We start from the raw sequence: 20,629 nt of genomic DNA, 5'->3' as shown, positions 1-20,629 counted from the left end.
AATTCAATAACCAAATCAAATCTATTTTATTAAAACCTAAAAAAAAGTATTATGGCATTATTAAGTAAAAAAGCAATGAATTTCGCTTATGGTATGGGAGCGGCAGTAGTAATCATTGGAGCATTATTCAAAATTACTCACTTTGAAATCGGACCATTAACAGGAACGTTAATGCTTTCTGTTGGATTAGTAACTGAGGCGTTAATCTTTGCTCTTTCTGCTTTCGAACCAGTAGATGAAGAATTAGACTGGACTCTTGTTTACCCTGAATTAGCGAATGGCGAGGCTAGAAAAAAATCTGACAAAGTAGAGACTCCAACTGACGCCCAAGGATTGTTGTCTCAAAAATTAGATGCAATGTTGAAAGAAGCTAAAATTGACGGTGAATTAATGTCAAGCTTAGGAAACAGCATCAAAAATTTCGAAGGAGCTGCAAAAGCAATTTCTCCAACGGTAGATTCTATTGCAGGACAAAAGAAATATGCTGAAGAAATGTCTATGGCAGCTGCACAAATGGAATCTTTAAATAGCTTATACAAAGTACAATTAGAAAGTGCTTCAAGGAATGCACAAGCAAATAGCGAAATCGCTGACAATGCTTCTAAATTAAAAGAACAAATGCAATCAATGACTGCAAACATTGCTTCTTTAAACAGTGTTTATGGTGGTATGCTTTCTGCAATGAGTAACAAAGGATAATTAGTTTTTAACTATTATATTAAATTTATTAATAAGAACTAATTAGAAAAAAATGGCAGGAGGAAAATTAACCCCTAGACAGAAGATGATTAACCTGATGTATCTGGTTTTCATCGCAATGTTAGCAATGAATATGTCCAAAGAAGTGTTATCTGCTTTTGGATTAATGAATGAAAAATTTGAAAGCGCTAACACATCTTCAGAACAATCAAATGCTGGATTATTGATGTCGTTAGACCAAAAAGCGGCTGAGGCAAAAGGAGAATTTGCTATTGCTGCAGTTACAGCTCATAAAGTTGAAACAACTTCTAAAGAATTTTATGCATACATCGGTTCATTAAAAGGTGATGTTTTAAAAGGTTTCGAATCTGATAAAGAAACAGGAAAATTACCTTACGAGTCTATGGACAAAGGTGATAATATTGACAACTGGTTTACTGGTGAAGGATATACTCCTAAAGGAAATGAAATCATCTCTAAGATTGAAAAATACAAAGCAGATATGAGAGCTGCTTTAGCAGACAAAAAATATGCTGCAATTTTAGCTGAGGTTGAAAAGAAATTTGATGTTTCTGATGTAAAAAACAAAGAAGGTTTAAAAGATAAGTATTTAGCATACCACTTTAAAGGTTTTCCTGCAGTTGCTTCATTAGCTAAACTTTCGGCTTGGCAGAATGACGTTCAAAAAGCAGAATCTGATGTTTATAGTGCTGCTTTAGGAAAAGCTGCGGTTGCTGCTGCTTCTTACAGTAATTATCAGGCAATCGTTGTTTTAGATAAAAATGCTTATTTCCAAGGTGAGAAAGTTACAGGTAAGGTAGTTTTAGGTCGTTATGATGAAAACACTAAGCCAACTTCATTCCAGGGTCCTGGAAAAATCGTTAACGGACAGGCTGTTATTTCATTAACTGCTGGTGGTGTTGGAGAACAGGATATCAATGGACAATTTACGTTCTTAGAGGATGGAAAAAACATTCCTTTGAAATTTAAAGGAACTTATGTTGTAGTACCAAAACCTAATTCAGCTACTATTTCTGCTGATAAAATGAATGTTGTTTATAGAGGTGTGGTTAACCCAATCTCTGTTTCATTCGCTGGTGTTGATGCTAACAAAATTGTTGCAAGTGCTCCAGGTCTGGCTTCTGCTGGAAAACCTGGTAAATATAACATGAGCCCGGGTTCAGGTACTGAAACTACAATTTCAGTTACAGGAACTTTACCAAACGGTGACAAAGTTACAGATAAGAAATCATTCAGAATTAAAGGTATTCCTGGGCCAACAGGTACAATTAGAGGTGAAATGGGTGTTGTTAAAGGACCTAAATCTAACTTAGAGATTGCTACTATTGGTGCTAAATTACTTGATTTTGATTTTGAAGTTGGTTTGGATGTTGTTGGATTTAACTTAAAAATTGCCGGGCAACCTACAGTTGTTGTTAACGGTAACAGATTAAATGCACAATGTAAATCAGTTCTTTCTAAAGCTGGAAGAGGAGATCAGGTTACTATTTCTGAAATTAAAACTAAACTTGTTGGAGCTGGTAGCTATTTATTGCCACGTACTGCTCCGGTAATTTACGAAATACAATAATAAAGTAGGTAAAACTACGTTCAATATCTTATAATGATATCATGATGAAAGTAAGAAATTTTTTAATAGCTATAGTTTCTATCGCAGGCGGTTTCGCTTCTAACGCGCAATCGAATTTGCTTAATGCAAAAACACCAGATCAGATAGGACTTAAGACTCCTGCACAACTTATCTCAGACAACGATAAGCCATTGGCTTATGGTTATGTAGATGATAGAGATGTCTTGATGGGAAAAACAACTTGGGAGATCATTGATTTGAATGAAAAGATCAACTTTCCATTATATTTTCCAGTAGATACAGCTAATATTGGTTCAGATAGACGTTCACTTTATGACGTTTTGACGAAAGCCATCAAAAGTGGTAAGGTAACTGAGATTTATACTGACAGTTATTTCAATACTAAAAAATCTATGAAGGACATCGAAGGATCATTATCTCGTATTGATACAACTGATGCTGGTAGAGAACTTATTAACCAATATCCGGATGACTACAAAACTCATGTTGTGAAGAAAAAAGTAGTTACTGGTACTGGTAAAAAGAAAGTTGTAACTTATGTTGACGAAACGGTTGGAGCTACAAGAACAGTTCCTTCAGAATATATTCTGAAACAAGATTTAACAGCTCAGGATGTTACACAATATAAAATTAAAGGATACTGGTATTTTGACAAACGTCAAAGTGAATTGAAATATCGTTTACTTGGAATTTGTCCAGTTACCCCTGACGTTTATACGATGAACAGTGATGAAAAAGATTATATTGAGTTATTTTGGGTTTTCTTCCCTAATGCGAGAGAAGCATTACATGAAGCAAAAGCTTTTAACGACAATAATTCAGCATTGCCAATTTCATTTGATCAGATCTTAAATTCAAGACGTTTTAATGCAGTAATCTACAAAGAAGAAAACTTGTACGGAGATCGTGAGATCAAAGAATACATGAAGGATAATGCACAAAATCAGTTGTTAGAATCTGAAAGAGTAAAAGAGAAGATTCGTAATTTCGAACAAGATATGTGGAACTACTAAGTATCTATATTACATTATAACAAAAACTCTTACTACCTTTGTAGTAAGAGTTTTTTTATTTTTTACCTATACTACATGTTAGATTATATAATTGTCGGATCTGGATTAGCAGGGATTTCTTTCGCTGAAATTGCCCTTAAAAACAACAAATCTATTTTAATGATAGATGATAAATCTCAGATATCATCCAGAGTTGCCGGAGGATTATATAATCCTGTTGTTTTAAAGCGTTTTAGCGAAGTTTGGAAAGCACAGGAACAATTAGTTCTAATGGATGATTTTTATAATGAGATAGAGGCTAAATTAAAAACTCAATTTAATTTTAAAATGCCAATTTTAAGAAAGTTTTTTTCTATTGAAGAACAGAACAATTGGTTTGCCGCATCAGATAAAAGGAACTTGGCTCCATTTTTATCTACAAAATTAATTTCCACAAAATATAGAGGTATTGATTCACCATATGATTATGGAGAAGTTTTGCATACTGGCTATGTCGATACGGCTTTATTATTGGATACTTATAAAGAATACTTGCTGAGGAATAATTTACTCTTAGAAGAGTCCTTTGATAGTTCTTATATCGAATTTTTTGATTTTGGAATTCAGTATAAAGATATTCAGGCCCGCCATATTATTTTTGCCGAAGGTTTTGGACTGCATAAAAATCCTTTCTTTAATTATTTACCCTTAGATGGCACAAAGGGTGAATTGTTTGTAATTAAGGCTCCGGACCTAAACTTAGATGTAATTATAAATACCAGTGTTTTTATTTTGCCGATGGGTAATGATTTATTCAAGGTAGGAGCAACTTATAATTGGCAGGACAAAACGGATTTACCTACCGAAGAGGGAAAACGGGAATTGACAGATCGAATTAAGGAGATTATTATCTGCGATTTTGAAATTGTAAAACATTTTGGAGGAGTTCGCCCTACTGTAAAAGACAGGAGACCTCTAATCGGTACGCATCATGAGCATAAATCACTTCACATCCTTAACGGATTAGGGACCCGGGGAGTAATGCTCGGTCCTGCAATGGCAAAAGCTTTATATGACAATATTGAAAGTGATATTGCTTTAGATCGTGAAATTGATATTCAACGATTTCATAAAAGATATTTAAAAACCCTTATTTCTGACCGGCCTTAGGATCATAAGAAACAAACATATTAATGTACAAGTTTCGTGAAAGTCTTAAAACAAATGGAAACAAAACTATCAAAGTAATAACAATCGCTAAAAACGATTGTTCAATAGAAGCTCTAAAAAAAACAAATGAAATAATAAAAGCTGCAATTCCGACCGCAACATTTAGTCCATAACTTACATACATTGCGCCATAAAAAAACGAAGGTTCGATTTGATATTTTAATCCACAATGATTGCAATTTTCGTTCATTTTGAGAACTTTAGTCAAATGAAGCGGATTTTTGTCCGAATACATGCTCTCATTTTGACATTTTGGACAACTTCCTGTTAAAATACTATTTAGTTTGGATCCTTTTTTTAACATTTGCAAAAAATTTAAACAAAGGTACATTTTTTACACCTTTACTGCTCGTAACAATAGTCACAAATTATGCTTAATATACACAATCTTTCAGTTTCTTTTGGTGGAACATATTTATTTGAAGAAGTTACTTTTCGTTTAGGTGCCGGAGACCGCGTTGGTCTTGTTGGTAAAAATGGAGCTGGTAAATCGACAATGCTTAAAATGTTAGCAAGAGATTTTGCTCCTGATTCCGGAGTTATTTCGCAAGAGAAAGATATCAAAATGGGTTTTTTACGTCAGGATATTGATTTTGAACGTGGAAGAACTGTACTAGAAGAAGCTTATGAAGCTTTTACTGAAATTAAGATTGTAGAAAAAAAATTAGAAGAAATCAATCATCAATTGGTTACCAGAACCGATTATGAAAGTGAAGAGTATAGTCAGATTATAGAAGACCTATCTGATTACACGCATCGTTTTGATCTTCTTGGAGGTTATAATTATGTGGGAGATACAGAGAAAATTCTTTTAGGTCTTGGTTTTAAAAGAGAAGTTTTTAATAATCAAACCGAAACATTTTCAGGAGGTTGGAGAATGCGTATCGAATTGGCTAAACTATTATTACAATCAAATGATGTATTGCTTCTGGATGAGCCTACCAACCACTTAGATATTGAAAGTATCATTTGGTTAGAGAGTTTCCTTCGTAATTATCCCGGCGTTGTGGTAATTGTATCGCACGATAAAATGTTTTTGGATAATGTTACCAATCGTACGATTGAAATTTCGTTAGGAAAAGCATACGATTTCAATAAACCTTATTCTCAATATTTAGAATTGCGTCATGAAATTCGCGAAAAGCAATTGGCGACTCAAAAGAATCAGGCCAAAAAGATTGAAGAAACAGAAAAGTTAATCGAGAAATTCCGTGCAAAAGCTTCAAAAGCTTCCATGGCGCAATCGTTGATTAAAAAACTAGATAAGGTAGAACGAATTGAAGTTGATGAAGACGACAATTCGGTTATGAATATATCTTTTCCGGTTTCAAAAGAGCCTGGAAGAGTGGTAGTAGAAGCTGAGCATGTAACAAAGGCTTACGGAGATAAAGTTATTTTAAAAGATATTGATTTATTGGTAGAACGCGGAAGTAAAATTGCTTTTGTGGGTCAAAATGGTCAGGGAAAATCAACTTTTATTAAAGCTATCGTAAATGAATTTGAATATCAGGGGAATATCAAATTAGGTCACAATGTTCAATTGGGTTATTTCGCTCAAAATCAGGCTGAATATTTGGATGGAGAGATCACTTTGCTTCAAACGATGGAAGATGCGGCTATGGACACGAATCGATCTAAAGTTCGTGACATGTTAGGTTCTTTTTTGTTCCGTGGCGATGATGTAGAGAAAAAAGTAAAAGTACTTTCAGGAGGGGAGCGTAATCGTTTGGCACTTTGTAAATTGTTATTACAGCCAATCAACGTTTTGCTGATGGATGAGCCTACGAATCACTTAGATATTAAATCTAAGAATGTATTAAAGGCTGCTCTTCAAAAATTTGGCGGAACCTTATTGTTGGTTTCTCACGACAGGGATTTCCTTCAGGGAATGTCGAATATCGTTTATGAATTTAAAGATCAAAAAATAAAAGAATATTTGGGTGATATCAACTATTTCCTTGAACAGCGTAACCTTGAAAACATGCGTGAAGTAGAGAAAAAAGATGTTGCAAAAGCTGCTGCTCCAAAAGAAACCAACAAAGCGTCTTACGAAGATCAGAAAAAAGGAAAATCACTTCAAAACCGATTGAGTAAAGTTGAAAGCCAGATCAAACAATTAGAAAAAGACATTCAGCACGACGATAAAATGCTGGCTTCTAATTATGATAAACATATCGAAGATGCTTCATTCTTCACCGCATACAACAAAAAGAAAGCAGACCTTGATCAATTGCTTTTAGACTGGGAAATCATTCAGGAAGAGATTGATAATTTTAATGCTTAATTTTAGTTTTCTTTGTTTCAGGTTTCAGGTTACGATAGGAACCTGAAACCTGAAACTTGAAACTTGAAACTTGAAACTTGAAACTTGAAACTTGAAACTTGAAACTTGAAACTTGAAACCTGAAACCTGAAACCTGAAACCTGAAACAAACTACTTAATAATTCCAATAGACTTAGAGTGCATAATCGCCTGACTACTATCCTTAAAATAACAAACCGAAACTTCTAAGTTCTCTAAATTTTTTAAAATAGCCTTTGTAGATTTTTTTTGAAACTTACCTGTTTGCCTTATGTATACCGCTTTTACAGTAACAGGAAATATTTTGCAGATTTGTTCATATAAAAATGGATCATGCTGTGAATCATCTCCCAATAATACATATTTTAGATTCGGATAAAACTCCAAAACATGTTTTATTTTGTCGAATTTGTGATTGTGATTGCCTCTTCCACTCATGAAAAAATCGGTAATTCCACGTCTAATATCTCTCAATAAAATAACTGCCCTTGGCAATTGATGTATTTTGGTGAATTTTACAATAAAATGATACAAGTTCCATTCACTGCTGGAGATGTAAAAAAAAGCATTTTCTTCTCCTTTATTGTTTCGTCCAGCCGAACTTAAAGCCTGGTAATGTGGTACAACGTCTTTAAAAACCTTTCGATCATTTACATTTTTAAAAAGTAAAATGTATATCTTTTTGAAGAAATTATGTGTGTGCGAAATCAGAAATGTGTCATCAATATCAGATATGATTCCCAGATTTCCCTGGTGTGGCCTGATAAAACTTCCTTTAGAAATTAAAATTTCGGTTTTGTATCGAATGCTCACTTCGTACTCCATCCATCCAAAATTAAATTCTTTTTCAAGTGGAATACAGAACTTAAAATAACCATCGTCTAAGGTTTTGGTGTGAATTTCCTGATCTCCAATTTTAAGGTAAACATCAAAATTTTGAATGGTTTTTATCCTAAACTGATTAATAATCGAAGTGGCATTTTTAAAATTTTTCTTCTGAAAATCATATTCATACGTTCTCTTAAATACATGACCCATTACAATTAATTCCTGTTCATTGGCATAACCGCGATATAATTGTAGTATAGGTTTCATTAATTACGTATATTTATATATGTTGTAAATTAATTATTTTAATTGACTTTAAAAATAAAATTGTGAAAAAGAATATCATATTTGTTGTAAACCCTATTTCTGGCGATTTGGATAAATCAGATTTAGTTAACGCTGTTACGGAGTTTGCCATTACAAATCATTTTGATTTAGAGGTTTATGAAACCTCTGGAAAAAATGATATCAAAGAAATACAATCACTATACAGACAATATAATCCAGAACGCATAATTGTTGCAGGAGGTGACGGGACTATAAAGATGGTTGCCGAAGCAATGGAACATCATGATGTAATTATCGGTATCCTTCCGGCAGGTTCTGCAAACGGATTATCAGTTGATTTAAATTTGCCGCCGACGATTGAAGAAAATCTGAAAATTGCTTTTTTGAATCATTATATCGAAATGGATATGATATGTATAAACGGCAAAAAAAGTATTCATTTAAGCGATATCGGAATTAATGCAGATTTGGTAAAAAATTACGAAGAAAGTAATTTGCGGGGATTTTGGGGATATGCCTTGCAGGCATACTCAACAATAAAAGATTTAGACGAACCTTTTATAGCTACTATTTCTGCCAATAATCAAACTGTAGTACATACGGCAAGAATTATTGTAATTGCTAATTCGCAGCGATATGGAACTGGTGTGACTATTAATCCTAATGGTGTTATGAATGATGGGAGATTTGAATTGGTAATTCTTAAAAGTCTTGATATTTTTTTGTTAGGAAAAATTATTACTGGAAACATGCCAATTGATTCAGATGATATTGTTATTATTTCAACAGATAAAGCGACAATCAAAACAGATTATCCGGTGAATTTTCAAATTGATGGAGAATATTGCGGTGAACAAACGGACTTAGAAATTCATATTCTGCACAAGCAGATGAAAATAGCTATCCCTTAAAAATCTTTGTCAAAGCTCTAAACTTTGACAAAGTTGTTATTTAAACGGATTACGTTCCTGCCATTCTGTTTTAGGTTCCAGATAATTAAAAAAGCGAGCAATATTATGATTAATTAAAGTATTGCTGTGTGTAATTAAGCCATACATTTTTAGAGGTTTTGCACCAACAGAACTTTTGATTTCGAGTGCAGTTCTGGCAAAAACAATTTCTCTAAAACCTTGATTTATTGAGTAAGCAATCATGTCGTAAAGCATGTTTAAATATAACATTTTTTCACGTTGAATACTTTCGTCATAACCCAGGAAATACGTATCCATTATAGCTCCATTTTTTATTAAAGTATTGAAGCCAACTAGTTTTCCATTTAAAAAATAACCATATAGTAAAAAATCATCTTTCATAATTTCTTTAAAAAAGCTGAAATGATTTCTGGCTAAAAAGAAAGTATTAAAAGGGGCGTTTTTTGCAACATGAAAATACAGATCATAAATGATATCTTCATATTTTAAAATATCAGTTAAGGACATTTTCTGTTTTATAATTCCATCAGCTTTTTTGCGGGCACGTTTGTATTGATCACGGTATTTCTTAGATAAGGCATCGATATAATCCTGTTCGGTTTTCCAATTTTCATTGATTTCAAAAATCATGTTGGGCTGTGTCGAAAACGTATAATTGTTTTTAAATTCAGCCTGAAGCGGTTTAATTTCTGTTTCCGTAAAATCCTTTATGCTGGTAATATGAACTTTTTTTCCTTTAGTCTTCAGCTCTTTTTTAAGCTGATTAATCGCCTTATGAAGTGTTTTGATTGCTTTTGATTGTTGGATGTTTTCATCAAAAGCAAAAGCATTCTGACCTGTCAGCATATTGTTACCAACGAATAAAACATGTGAAGCGAAGTTTTTAAAAGCAAAATTACGAACTGAAGTTTTTAAACACTGATCGCGGTCTCCAAAAGATTCCAGTTTTTCTGCAAACAAAAATTGAGTTATAGCGATTCCAACAAGTTTTGTTTCTTCAAAAATTCCAATAAAATGACAAATCATATTTACCGGACAGGAATTTTCAAGAACTGTGAGGTATTCTCTAGTCAAAAAAATGTTGTCAGAAGTCAGTGAATTCCACGCTAAGGGTAGCGAGGATGCGCTATTGTATATTTCGAAAGAATAAGTTGTAGTCAAAAGTGAGAGCTAATTTTTTCAAAATTAGATAATATTTATAATAACTGGTCTGGTTTAAGTTATTATTAAGAAAAACCCGTTTGAAATTGGATATCAAACGGGTTTTGTATGTGTAATTTTATGCAAATGCGCAGATAATTCCTCCCATCAAAGTAAGGGTTAACATCCAATATCCTGCATGAACAAAGATATATTTCCATGATTTTCTTTCGAATAAACCATTAATACCAATTACCGGAAATGCAAAAAATAATCCCGACATGAAACCATGAAGGGCTCCGTGTTTAAAAGTACGATACGCCGTTCCGTAATCCGCCATAAAAGCAGCAAATGAAGGTTTCGCACTTTCTAGCATTGGTGGTCCGCCAACCATGCCAACTGCTCCTGATTGATGGATGGTTAGTCCCATCAAAACTACTGTGATCATCAAAGAAAAGATATACGTAAATCCGAAGATTTTAAGCATATTTCCTGTTTGAAGTTCTTCCTGAGTCAGATTATTTTCTTTCATCCAAATCGTTCCGAACACTTTTGGATTGTACCAAATAAAACCAGTAACAAGTGTGACAATTCCAGCAAGTAATAATGCAATAAAGTTAATTTCCATAATATGAGGTTTTTAGGATTAGTTGGTCAAATTTAATCAAAAAATAATACCGTTTGTCGATTTTTATTAAGTAGTATAAATAGTGTTAATTATTTACTTATTAACACTTTATCGACATTTACTGCTTTATATCTATAAAATGTATAATTTTAAACCATAAACAAATCCCAAATTTTGTTATGAAAAGCTTAGCCTCATTTTTTATAGCTTTTATTTTTTCATTGAATATTTATGCAGATACTGTTTCAGATAAAGAAAAAGATGCCTTAATTAAATTTTACCATGCTACTAATGGTGCAAATTGGAAAATTAAATGGGATTTATCTCTTTCTGTCTCAACCTGGCACGGTGTTCAAACTGAAAAAGGAAAAGTAACCGGACTTTATTTAGAAGATAATAATTTGGAAGGGGAATTACCTGCTGAATTTTTTGATTTGATAAATTTAGTAACTATTGATTTTCATAAAAATAATCTGCATGGTAAATTGCCGGCAGAGATTGGAAAATTAAAGCAACTCGAAGTGCTTTCTTTATTTAGTAACGAAATTGAGGGCGATTTACCTGGTTCGATTTATAAGATTCAGACTTTAAAAATATTGCTTTTAAATAATAACAAGCTCTCAGGGACTTTAAGTGCTGAAATAATAAATTTTCACGTCTTACAAAACTTGAGCTTATTTGATAATAATTTTGAAGGTGAAATACCAAAAGGACTTGAAAAATTACATAGTTTATCTGAAATGAATCTTTCTTATAATAAATTTAAAGGGTCTGTTTCTAAAAACCTGGCTTTATTAGATCCGCTTAATATGACTATGCTAGATGAAGACGGAAATCCATTTTTATTAGAAATTAATACTGAAAAAGAAACTACAATTGTTACCCAAAATTAATCGTGCTTATGAATGAAAATTACTCTCGTTAAAAAAGTTGATTAAATATATTTAGTTAATTGTTGAAAACCGTAAGTGATTACGGTTTTTTTGTGTTTTAAATATACTTAAATATTCGCTAAAAAAATAAACCGAATTGTTTACAACTTTGATTTTTTTTATAACTTTAATTCGTCAAATTGAGTATTTGAATAGAAATAAATAACCTTTTTAAAATATAAATTATGGTAGTACAATATCAGGGTGAACAACACGGAAAAGCGACCACTTTTACAATAAGAATTATTGGGAATAACTTGTCTAAAAGTAGTTCTAATTATCAAATAGATTTATTAGTAGGAGATAAGCAGCTTCCAACTTTTACAACAGAGATACATCAAAGTTTATCTAATTGTTTAAAAGAAATCTATTTGTTCAGAAAATACAACGGAATCAAATTTAATGCTTCTTCAGAGAAAATTACATCGCTTTTTGTGCCTTATGATCAGGTGTTATTCAACTATAATAAATATGCTTTGTTTAGAGCTTAAGGTTTAATAATATTGAAAGCAAAAAAGGTCGGTTCTCAAGAACCGACCTTTTTTTTATATAGATATTTTAAAAAAAAGCTCCAGATTTCTCTGAAGCTTTGCGTAAGTAGCCCGTAGCGGAATCGAACCGCTCTTACATGGATGAAAACCATGCGTCCTAACCGATAGACGAACGGGCCTGTTTTTCTAATGCGGATGCAAAAATGCAATTAATTCTAAAATACACAAAAAGATTTTTTAATAGATTGTTTTTTAGTCATTCTGAAAATATCGCATTAAGAAATAATCAATCGTAAATAAACGAGTTAAGTAAAATCTATTTGTTTGATTAATAATTGATTGTTTTACTTTTAAAAAAAGCGATAAAAGATTTTTTTTTTCTTTTATTAAAAAGATAATTTTCAATAAAATTAAATTTATTTGTTTTGAAAGAATATCCTTCTGGTTTTTCCATTACATTTTTTTAAGAGCCTATTATCGAAGAGTTTTAATTACAATGTTTCTGACTTTATGTCTACAATTTTAGTCAATTGGACAAAATAAAAGGGAGTAGTTTTTGTTTTTTTAAATATAAAATATTAAAGCTCCAGATTTCTCTGAAGCTTTAATAAAAAATCCAAAGGATAAAAGACCAAAAAATGCAAATGTGGCAAACGCAATTGGTTTGGAGAATAGATATGGTAAAGTAAAATCTGGATTTCCTGCCAGTTTTGTAAAATTCAATCCTGATTTATCTGAAATAGAAACTTTGGATTTTTCTAAAAATTCAATGATGTGATAGTATCAAAGCGTACTTATTTTTTCAGCGCAAAATCGTAACGTTTGTACTGTCAATTACTACCATGTCTGTATATATAACATTGATTTAGTACTAAAATCAGATTAAATTAAAAATAAATGTAATTATTACAAATAATAACTATCTGAATGTCAATGCAGTAATGTTTTTGTTGGAAAATATATCTAAAAAAAATACTCCAAATGAGGAAAGCCGCAATTTAATCTAATGAATAAGATATATTTTTGAACGCTTTAACAAATAAATAACATTATAAAATACAATTAATTTTCTAAACCAATAATGATATTTTGTTTATCCTGTTAGAAAATAAAAGATGTCATAATATTTTAACATTACTATTTAAAAATAGAATTCAACCAATTAATAATTATTAACTCTGTGAAAAAAAATACCCAAACAATTTTAATTATAATTAACGTCATATTAATACTAATAGTATCATCCTGCCTAATTAAAAATTTTATAAGTACAGGTTCACAAACTGTTTATGTTGACAATGAAAAACTCTTTGATAATTTCAACATGACTAAAGAATTAAAACGCTCAGGAGAGAAAGAATTTAATTCTAAAAAAACGATAACAGATTCTTTATATAAAAAAATCAATTCTTCAGAAATTACACTCTCGGAGAAAAAAGTATTGATGCAAAAGTTTATCCAGTCAAAAGAAGAATTGGAACAATTTAATCAAAATTTTGCAATAGAAGAAACTACTAAAATTTGGTCCCGAATTCACAGTTATACAGCTGAATTTTCTAAAGAAAACAAATATCAATTAGTTATTGGTTCTCAAAACAAACAATCGGTTTTATTTGCAGATGAAAATATCGATGTTACAAACGAATTGATTATTTACATAAACAAAAAGTATGAAGGACTTAAGTAGGTTGTTTTGTTTGCTTTTTGTTTTGCTTTTATTTTCCTGCAAAAAAGAAAAGATAGAAAATTCTGAAATTAGAGACAGGTATTTTAATCTGGAAAAAATAGGCTGGAAATCCCGCTCTTATACTCAAGTTGTGGACGATATTGGTTTTACAGCTACTGAAGTTCCCATTCAATATTATTTACTAAAAGATCAGGGAACTGAAAAACTCGGGCACGTTGATTCTCTTTATGAAGAAAATAAGAGAGAGCGTGTAATAGAGTTTGTATTTCAACAAGATGAAGAGAAAGATTTGCTTAACAACGATTTTACAGGCATGGATTATACCTCGGCTGTAAAGTACATGTCTTTTGGTCTTGATAAAGATTTTTATGTGGTGACTTCAAAGAAAGATACAATTCCATGTTCTGGAGTAAACTTTGAGCGTAATTATAAAATCGCACCATTTCAAAAAGTGCTTTTATTCTTCTCCGGAATAGACCCCAACGATAAAATACAATTGATTTACAATGATTTCCTTTTCAGAAAGGGAATATTAAAATTTAAATTCAAAGATCCTTTTACCCCTGTAGCCTTATGATCAAGCCAAAAAAAATAAGTAAATTAAAAAAAACTGTTGCTATTTATTTAGCAATGATGATCCTTTTGGAAACCTTTCAGCCAATGCAAATGTATGCTTTGACTAGTGGCCCTACACAGCCCGAATTCAATTCTTTTACACCAATTGGCACTTCAGATATGGTAGACCTGGCAAGTGGTGATTTTAATTATAATATTCCAATAATGGATGTAGGTGGCTATCCATTGAATCTTGCATACAATTCAGGAATAACGATGGATCAGGAAGCATCCTGGGTAGGACTTGGCTGGAACCTCAATGTCGGACAAATAGAAAGACAGGTTCGAGGTTTACCAGATGATTTTAGAGGCGATGAAATGGTTTATGAAAACAATTTAAAGCAAAATAGAACAGTTGGTATAAATGTAGGCGTTAATGCTGCTTATACAGGTTTCGACGCTTTGCAATTGGGTGTTGGATTGGGAGTAGAGTCTAATAATTATGAAGGAATATCATTTAAACCTTCTTATGGTATAGGATTTAATTTTAATGGTAATGTATCGGTAGGAATGGACTTTTCGAGTTCTTTAGACGGCGGAGCTACGGTAACTCCCAGAGTTGGTATTTCAGCTAAAATAAATGATACTTACGGTACTACTACTTCATTAGGAAGTTCTATATCCTTAGGGTTTAATAGTCGTAAAGGTGTTGAAAATCTTAACGTCTCGGCAAGTGTAAGCCAAAAAGGAAAAGGCATTCAGGACAATCAGGAAAAACAAATGTCTGAACTAGTGACTTTAAAAGGAGGAGGAAGTATTGGGGGCAGTATTTCTTTCAATAATTTAAGCTACACTCCCACTAAACGAATTGGATTTAGAAATGAAAATTTTTCTTTTAACGGTGCTCTTGGAGGAGAAGTTTTTGGAGTAGAAGGACAAGTACAGGTTACAGGTTATGGCTCCTATCAAACTATTGCCGATGAATATCGCAACAGAAAAGAAAAAAGTTATGGATATGAAAATACTGAATATAAAAAAGTAAATGAATCAGGGGTCTTAGATTTTAATAGAGAAAATGAAAGGACGGTGACTCAAAACACACTGGCCTTACCAGTAACTAATTATACTTATGATACTTACAGTATTGATGGGCAGGGTGTGGCAGGAATGTTTAGACCTTACAGATCAAAAGTAAGCAGTGTGTATAATGATGAGGTCGTAGATCTTGGGAAAAGCCAAAATTTTGGTATTGAAGTTGGTTTGGGGAATTTATTTCATGCCAGTGGTGATTTTAAGAAAGCTCCATCGGAAAGTACCACCGGTGGATGGTTCCAGAACAATAATGTGTTAGCTCATTTTAACGAAAAAAGTACCGACAAAAAATCAGTGGATTATGAAGCGGTTACATTCAAGATGGTAGGAGCTACTATAGTAGATCCGGAGACTATTTATAAAGATAGAATATACGAGACAAAAGCGTTAAGAGTTGATATTGATGGAAATAAAAAAAATACCAACACTAGCACTTATTCATTTGCAGGTGGTAAATACGGAGATGCAGAAATAAAGAGATCTAAACGTTTTTTGCGTAGTCAGGTTATTCAGAAAGTAACGAATTCAGAAGCATCCAAAGATAAATTTATTATAAAAAATAGTAATGCTAAACCACATCATACAGCAGGAATAAAAGTTTTGCAAACAGATGGTACCACATATGTGTATGGAGAAACAGCTTACAACACCAAAAAATCAGAAGCTACTTTTGATGTTTCAGGACAAACTGGTGATAACACAAAAGGACTGGTTGGTTACAACGGTTCTCTTTATGGAAACGGGAATAATACCAGCGATCAATTTGTAAACAGAGTTTTAACTCCTGCATATGCCCATACTTATTTATTATCTACTGTTTTGTCATCAGACTATCAGGATATTGATGATAATGGGCCAACTGTAAACGATTTGGGTGCTTTTACAAAGTTTGAATATACAACAGTACCGGATGCATATAAATGGAGAGTGCCTTTTGAAGGAAATAAAGCAACCTATAATGAAGGTCTTATTTCAAAAAAAGATGATCAGAAAGGAAACTATTTATATGGTGAAAAAGAACTTAAATATCTTGATAAAATAGTTACCAAAACTCATGTGGCCTTTTTTGATCTTGAAGACAGAAAAGATGCTATTGCTGTTGCTGATGAAAATGGTGGTCCAGGTTCGGGAAGAATGAAAAAGCTTAATGCGATTCGATTATATTCCAGACAAGAAGTAACTGATGCCACAGGTGCTATTTTCGATCCGTCAAAAATTGCAGGAAGTATTGTAAAACCAATAAAAACAGCACATTTTGTATACAGCTACAATATATGTAAAGGAATGCCGAATAATGATAAAAGCACTTCTCTTACTCCTACTGAGTTAAGTAATAATGGGGGAAAATTAACGCTTGAAAAAGTATATTTTACTTATCGAGGTTCTAATATGGGAAAATACACCCCATATACTTTTAATTATGGATCAGACATCCCGGCTGATAATCCTGATTATGATATGAAAGGTTTTGACATTTGGGGAAATTATAAAGCAAACCCTGCTAATAGTGGTAATATAAATACACCATTATCTAATACTGAATTTCCTTTTGTTGATCAGAATAAATCAAAAGTTAATACTGATAAAACTAAAAATCAGGCAGATATTAATACTGCTTCATGGAATCTGAAATCCGTTAAATTGCCTTCTGGAGGAGAAATCACAATAGAGACTGAAAGTGATGATTATCAATACGTACAGGATAAAAAAGCGATGCAAATGTATAAGGTTGTTGGTGTAGGTCATAATGTAGTTCCTAATGGTGATGACATAAAAAGCAAAAACATATTATATAATGGCGGTTCTCATAAAAGGTTTTTGTATGTAAAACTAAGTGATGACAATCTTATAACTGGTAATGATGGACTAACAAAACAGCGATTTTTTGATAAATACTTAAGTGAGAATTTAAACAAACCCATTCAGTTTAAATTTATGCTGAATATGTCTGATAATGCACAGCAGTATGAATATGTTTCAGGCTATTTCAAAATAGGCAATGCAGATGAAATTGATGTTAAATATAGTTCTGAATTGGGAGGTACAATAGCCTCTATTCCTGTAGGATTTTTATCAAAGGATAAGGGAAACAGCAATAATGTAAATCCAATTGCCAAAGCTGGATGGGGTTTTGGACGTACCTTTCTAAACAGACTAACATGTGGTATAAATGATGATCCGGCAGCAACAGATTTTGGTTCTATTGTAAAAAATTTAAGAGGTAGTTTAAGTATCATCAAAGAAATATTTGATGGTCCTGATGGTTATTTGCAAAATAAAGGGCGTGCAAGAATTTTTAAGCCTGAAAAATCCTGGATTCGATTAGAAAATTCAGATGGTCATAAGTTTGGAGGAGGACTTCGTGTAAAATCTATAAAATTGAGTGACAATTGGACTCAAATGCTTGAAGGCACAGGAACCAAATTGAATGATATGGAGTATGGTCAAACATATTCTTATAATAATGAAGATGGAAGTTCTAGTGGAGTTGCAACTTTTGAGCCTAATATGTGTGCAGAAAACCCTTTTGTAGAACCTTTTTATAATGCAAAAGGAAACTATGCAGAGACAATAGCGGCTCCTATGGAAAGTAATTATGTAGAAAAACCATTTGGTGCTAATTTTTTTCCTGCAGCAAGAGTCACTTATGGAAGAGTCAAAGTGAAAAATTTGGATAGAAAAGATAATGCAGGAACTATTATAGTTAAAAAGCACGCAACTGGAAGCGTGATAACAAAGCACTTTACCAGCCATGATTTTCCAACAAAAGTACTATACACCGATTTGAAAATGATCAATGGGCTTACCCCAACTAGTATTATTAAGGATATGTTGAAGAATATCATAAGAGGCGGAAATATCGATGTTAGAAATTTACTGACAATGACACAAGGCTTTTCTGTTGAAACCAATGACATGAATGGTAAAATGAAATTGCAGGAAATATATAATGAAGCCAACGAGATAATTTCCTCAGTAGAATACAAATATAATTTAGATGACCAGGGAAATATAGACAATAATATTACTACTATAGATGAAAAAGGTAATGTCTCTAAAAGAATAATTGGTGTTGACTACGATTTAATAAATGATTTTAATCGAAGTTTTGCCAAAACAGAAACCTCTGGTTTTAAAGCAAATGTTGCCGGCTTTTTGATTCCGGTTGGGATATTTCCAATACCTATATTTATCCCTACTGTATTTCCGGAATCTTCTACAAATATTAATGAACTACGTACAGCGGTAACCACAAAGCATGTTCACAAAACAGCCATATTAATCGAAAAAATAGCAACGGATTTAGGTGCTACTGTTTCTACGAAAAACCTTGGATGGGATGCCAGTTCAGGTGAAGTACTGTTGACTGAAACTGTTAATGAGTACAGTGACCATTACTATTCTTTCAACTTCCCAGCTTATTGGATGTATGATGGTATGGGATTAGCCTCTCAAAATATTGGTATTGAAGGAAAATTGATTGCTAATGCGCCAGTAACGGCACCAAATGCATCTTCTAATGCTACGGGTAATCCTTATTTTAAACTAGAGAATTACACAGGAGATGTTTCAAAGATATTTCATGTAGGAGATGAACTTATGGTGGGCGATGAACGCGGAATTGTGCAGTCTTCAGAAGTATTAGGACAAGATTTACCTGCTCAATACAAGTTGTGGGTCGTAGGCTTTAATTCAGGTAATACTGGGGTTTTGCTTATGGATAGAAACGGCGTTTACATTAACAAATGTGAGGATTTAAATAGCTTTTCGTTTAAAATTGTACGATCAGGATATAAGAATATGCAATCAGCTTCTATGGCGTCGATTACCTCTATGATCAATCCTATAAAAAATGGAAAACTAGATCAGGATTCTTTTCAATTTAATGCCAGCTCCAGTTTTAATCCGAGGATTATTAATGCTAATGCGGTGGTTTATAAAGATTATTGGAATACTCAGTTAGAGTCTATTCTTCCTTATTATCCAAATTATAATTCCAGTACTGTTGTCTCACACAGAGATCCAATTACAGGCAACATTATAATTGATAAGGACTTAAATTCGATCAGTCCATCGGGAGACGTAAAATATCCTAATGATGTTAAAGTAAATCCTTTCCTCTGGAATATTAAAGGAAATTGGAGAGCCGAAAAATCGTATGCTTATTTAACGGGCAGAAATAGCAGAAAGGGAGATAGTAATAATCCGAGAAACGAAGGCTTTTTTACCAGTTTCAATCCTTTTTATAAGCTGGATCGTAGTTCTGCTATTCCGGTTTGGAAGATTGATGAAACCAATTGGACCTACGCCAGCAGTGTAAGCCAGTATAGTCCATATGGAGCAGAACTCGAAAATAAAGATGCCTTAGATCGCTACAGTGCGGCACAATATGGTTATGGGTATAAACTACCTATGGCTGTAGCTTCCAATGCGAAATACAGGCAAATAGGTTTCGACGGATTTGAGGAGAAAAAATCGGCAACGGCCAAAAAGCATTTTGGTTTTTTAAGCGACAAAGCGAATATTGATTCCAATCAATCTCACACTGGAAAAAACAGCCTAAAAGTAGCAAAAGGCACTTCCAGTACTATGTCTAGAAATTTATTTTCTACCACTAGAAATATTGAACCAGCTAAATGTTCTACTTCCGATCCTGTAATTGTCAATCCACCTCCAGTAAATAATATTACAATAGAGTGTAAAGACGGAAGAGAGAGTTTTTCAAGAATTGATAATATAATATATCAGGTTACCTATAATGTGCCTTTAAGTATTACTTACCAAAATGCGACAGTAGTTAATTTTTTAAATTCTTCATCTATAGGACAAGCTGAGGCAGGAAAATATAGTATTGAATTAAGCACTGATAAAAAAACCATACTATTTAAAATTAATCCTGCTTATCATGGAACATTAAACTCATCAGACAGAGGTATTTTGATGCAAGCCATTATAGCACCAAATTCACCTGGTTATCTTGGGCGCATTAATTATATGGTTGGCACTACAAGGGGCAACCAGGGAATAAGAGTTGCGTGCGCGAATGGATATGCGACACCTCAGTTTTAGTTTTTTTAGTAAAAGGAAATTATCAAAACAGTTATTATCAATAATAAATTACAGAACCGAAACTAATTTGAAAAATGAGTCTTAGTATCTCAATATTTGAATAAAAAACTAAATAATATTTTTGTAAAAATTTTAAAAATGAAAAAAATAA

16 protein-coding genes and 1 tRNA gene are annotated in these 20,629 nt (G+C 32.6%); 12 read left to right on the top strand and 5 right to left on the bottom strand.

Going from position 1 to position 20,629, the window contains the following annotated elements; translation table 11 throughout:
• Positions 1–51 precede the first annotated feature (51 nt).
• The 4 genes from gldL to IHE43_RS21650 all read left to right on the top strand — a co-directional run bounded on the left by gldL (position 52) and on the right by IHE43_RS21650 (position 4,473).
• Positions 52–699, top strand: coding sequence for a gliding motility protein GldL (gene gldL, locus IHE43_RS21665; protein WP_192185822.1), 648 nt, complete (start codon positions 52–54; stop codon positions 697–699).
• Between the two features lie 52 nt (positions 700–751).
• The gene (gene gldM / locus IHE43_RS21660; protein WP_192185821.1) at positions 752–2,290 is read left to right on the top strand and encodes a gliding motility protein GldM; all 1,539 of its coding nucleotides are present in this window, start codon (positions 752–754) and stop codon (positions 2,288–2,290) included.
• Positions 2,291–2,334: 44 nt separating this feature from the next.
• Positions 2,335–3,324 (top strand): gliding motility protein GldN, encoded by a 990-nt coding sequence (gldN, locus tag IHE43_RS21655; protein ID WP_072975221.1) that lies wholly within the window; start codon positions 2,335–2,337, stop codon positions 3,322–3,324.
• 75 nt (positions 3,325–3,399) lie between these two features.
• Positions 3,400–4,473: an FAD-binding oxidoreductase gene (locus tag IHE43_RS21650; RefSeq protein WP_192185820.1), complete on the top strand. Its 1,074-nt coding sequence runs from the start codon at positions 3,400–3,402 to the stop codon at positions 4,471–4,473.
• On the opposite strand, the gene IHE43_RS21645 is transcribed toward IHE43_RS21650, so the two are convergent.
• Entirely contained in the window at positions 4,454–4,837 is a 384-nt protein-coding gene (locus tag IHE43_RS21645) for a DUF983 domain-containing protein (RefSeq protein WP_192185819.1), read from the bottom strand. The genes IHE43_RS21650 and IHE43_RS21645 overlap by 20 nt on opposite strands.
• 66 nt (positions 4,838–4,903) lie before the next feature.
• Between IHE43_RS21645 and IHE43_RS21640 the strand changes: the two genes are divergently transcribed.
• On the top strand, positions 4,904–6,817 hold the full coding sequence (locus IHE43_RS21640; RefSeq protein ID WP_192185818.1) for an ABC-F family ATP-binding cassette domain-containing protein: 1,914 nt from the start codon (positions 4,904–4,906) through the stop codon (positions 6,815–6,817).
• Between the two features lie 150 nt (positions 6,818–6,967).
• On the opposite strand, the gene IHE43_RS21635 is transcribed toward IHE43_RS21640, so the two are convergent.
• The gene (locus IHE43_RS21635; protein ID WP_192185817.1) at positions 6,968–7,930 is read right to left on the bottom strand and encodes an App1 family protein; all 963 of its coding nucleotides are present in this window, start codon (positions 7,928–7,930) and stop codon (positions 6,968–6,970) included.
• 62 nt (positions 7,931–7,992) lie between these two features.
• On the opposite strand from IHE43_RS21635, the gene IHE43_RS21630 reads away from it, so the two are divergent.
• Positions 7,993–8,862, top strand: a complete 870-nt coding sequence (locus tag IHE43_RS21630) for a diacylglycerol kinase family protein (RefSeq protein ID WP_192185816.1) — start codon at positions 7,993–7,995, stop codon at positions 8,860–8,862.
• Between the two features lie 36 nt (positions 8,863–8,898).
• Here the strand turns inward: IHE43_RS21630 and IHE43_RS21625 are convergent, their stop codons facing one another.
• Together IHE43_RS21625 and IHE43_RS21620 are read right to left on the bottom strand one after the other, a co-directional pair.
• A complete protein-coding gene (locus IHE43_RS21625; protein WP_192185815.1) occupies positions 8,899–10,044 on the bottom strand; it encodes a GNAT family N-acetyltransferase in 1,146 nt (381 codons plus the stop codon).
• 118 nt (positions 10,045–10,162) lie between these two features.
• A complete protein-coding gene (locus IHE43_RS21620; RefSeq protein ID WP_192185814.1) occupies positions 10,163–10,651 on the bottom strand; it encodes a DUF1761 domain-containing protein in 489 nt (162 codons plus the stop codon).
• Positions 10,652–10,830: 179 nt separating this feature from the next.
• Between IHE43_RS21620 and IHE43_RS21615 the strand changes: the two genes are divergently transcribed.
• Both IHE43_RS21615 and IHE43_RS21610 read left to right on the top strand, forming a co-directional pair.
• Positions 10,831–11,544: a Two component regulator three Y domain protein gene (locus IHE43_RS21615; RefSeq protein ID WP_192185813.1), complete on the top strand. Its 714-nt coding sequence runs from the start codon at positions 10,831–10,833 to the stop codon at positions 11,542–11,544.
• Positions 11,545–11,768: 224 nt separating this feature from the next.
• The gene (locus IHE43_RS21610; RefSeq protein WP_192185812.1) at positions 11,769–12,074 is read left to right on the top strand and encodes a hypothetical protein; all 306 of its coding nucleotides are present in this window, start codon (positions 11,769–11,771) and stop codon (positions 12,072–12,074) included.
• Positions 12,075–12,181: 107 nt separating this feature from the next.
• Here IHE43_RS21610 and IHE43_RS21605 read toward each other — a convergent pair.
• Positions 12,182–12,253, bottom strand: a tRNA-Glu gene (locus IHE43_RS21605).
• A 467-nt stretch (positions 12,254–12,720) separates the two neighbouring features.
• On the opposite strand from IHE43_RS21605, the gene IHE43_RS23940 reads away from it, so the two are divergent.
• The 4 genes from IHE43_RS23940 to IHE43_RS21585 all read left to right on the top strand — a co-directional run bounded on the left by IHE43_RS23940 (position 12,721) and on the right by IHE43_RS21585 (position 20,478).
• Positions 12,721–12,852, top strand: coding sequence for a hypothetical protein (locus tag IHE43_RS23940; RefSeq protein WP_255513815.1), 132 nt, complete (start codon positions 12,721–12,723; stop codon positions 12,850–12,852).
• A gap of 402 nt (positions 12,853–13,254) precedes the next feature.
• Entirely contained in the window at positions 13,255–13,761 is a 507-nt protein-coding gene (locus IHE43_RS21595) for an OmpH family outer membrane protein (protein ID WP_225585248.1), read from the top strand.
• On the top strand, positions 13,745–14,338 hold the full coding sequence (locus IHE43_RS21590; RefSeq protein WP_192185810.1) for a hypothetical protein: 594 nt from the start codon (positions 13,745–13,747) through the stop codon (positions 14,336–14,338). Before IHE43_RS21595 ends, IHE43_RS21590 begins: the two co-directional genes overlap by 17 nt.
• Positions 14,335–20,478 (top strand): hypothetical protein, encoded by a 6,144-nt coding sequence (locus IHE43_RS21585; protein WP_192185809.1) that lies wholly within the window; start codon positions 14,335–14,337, stop codon positions 20,476–20,478. The genes IHE43_RS21590 and IHE43_RS21585 overlap by 4 nt, the downstream gene beginning before the upstream one ends.
• The last annotated feature ends 151 nt before the right edge of the window (positions 20,479–20,629 follow it).

It is taken from the genome of Flavobacterium sp. MDT1-60 (assembly GCF_014844035.1).
Taxonomy (GTDB): Bacteria; Bacteroidota; Bacteroidia; order Flavobacteriales; family Flavobacteriaceae; genus Flavobacterium.
The sequence above is the reverse complement of the archived record's forward strand: the minus strand, read 5'-3'. Positions and strand labels throughout refer to the sequence as shown.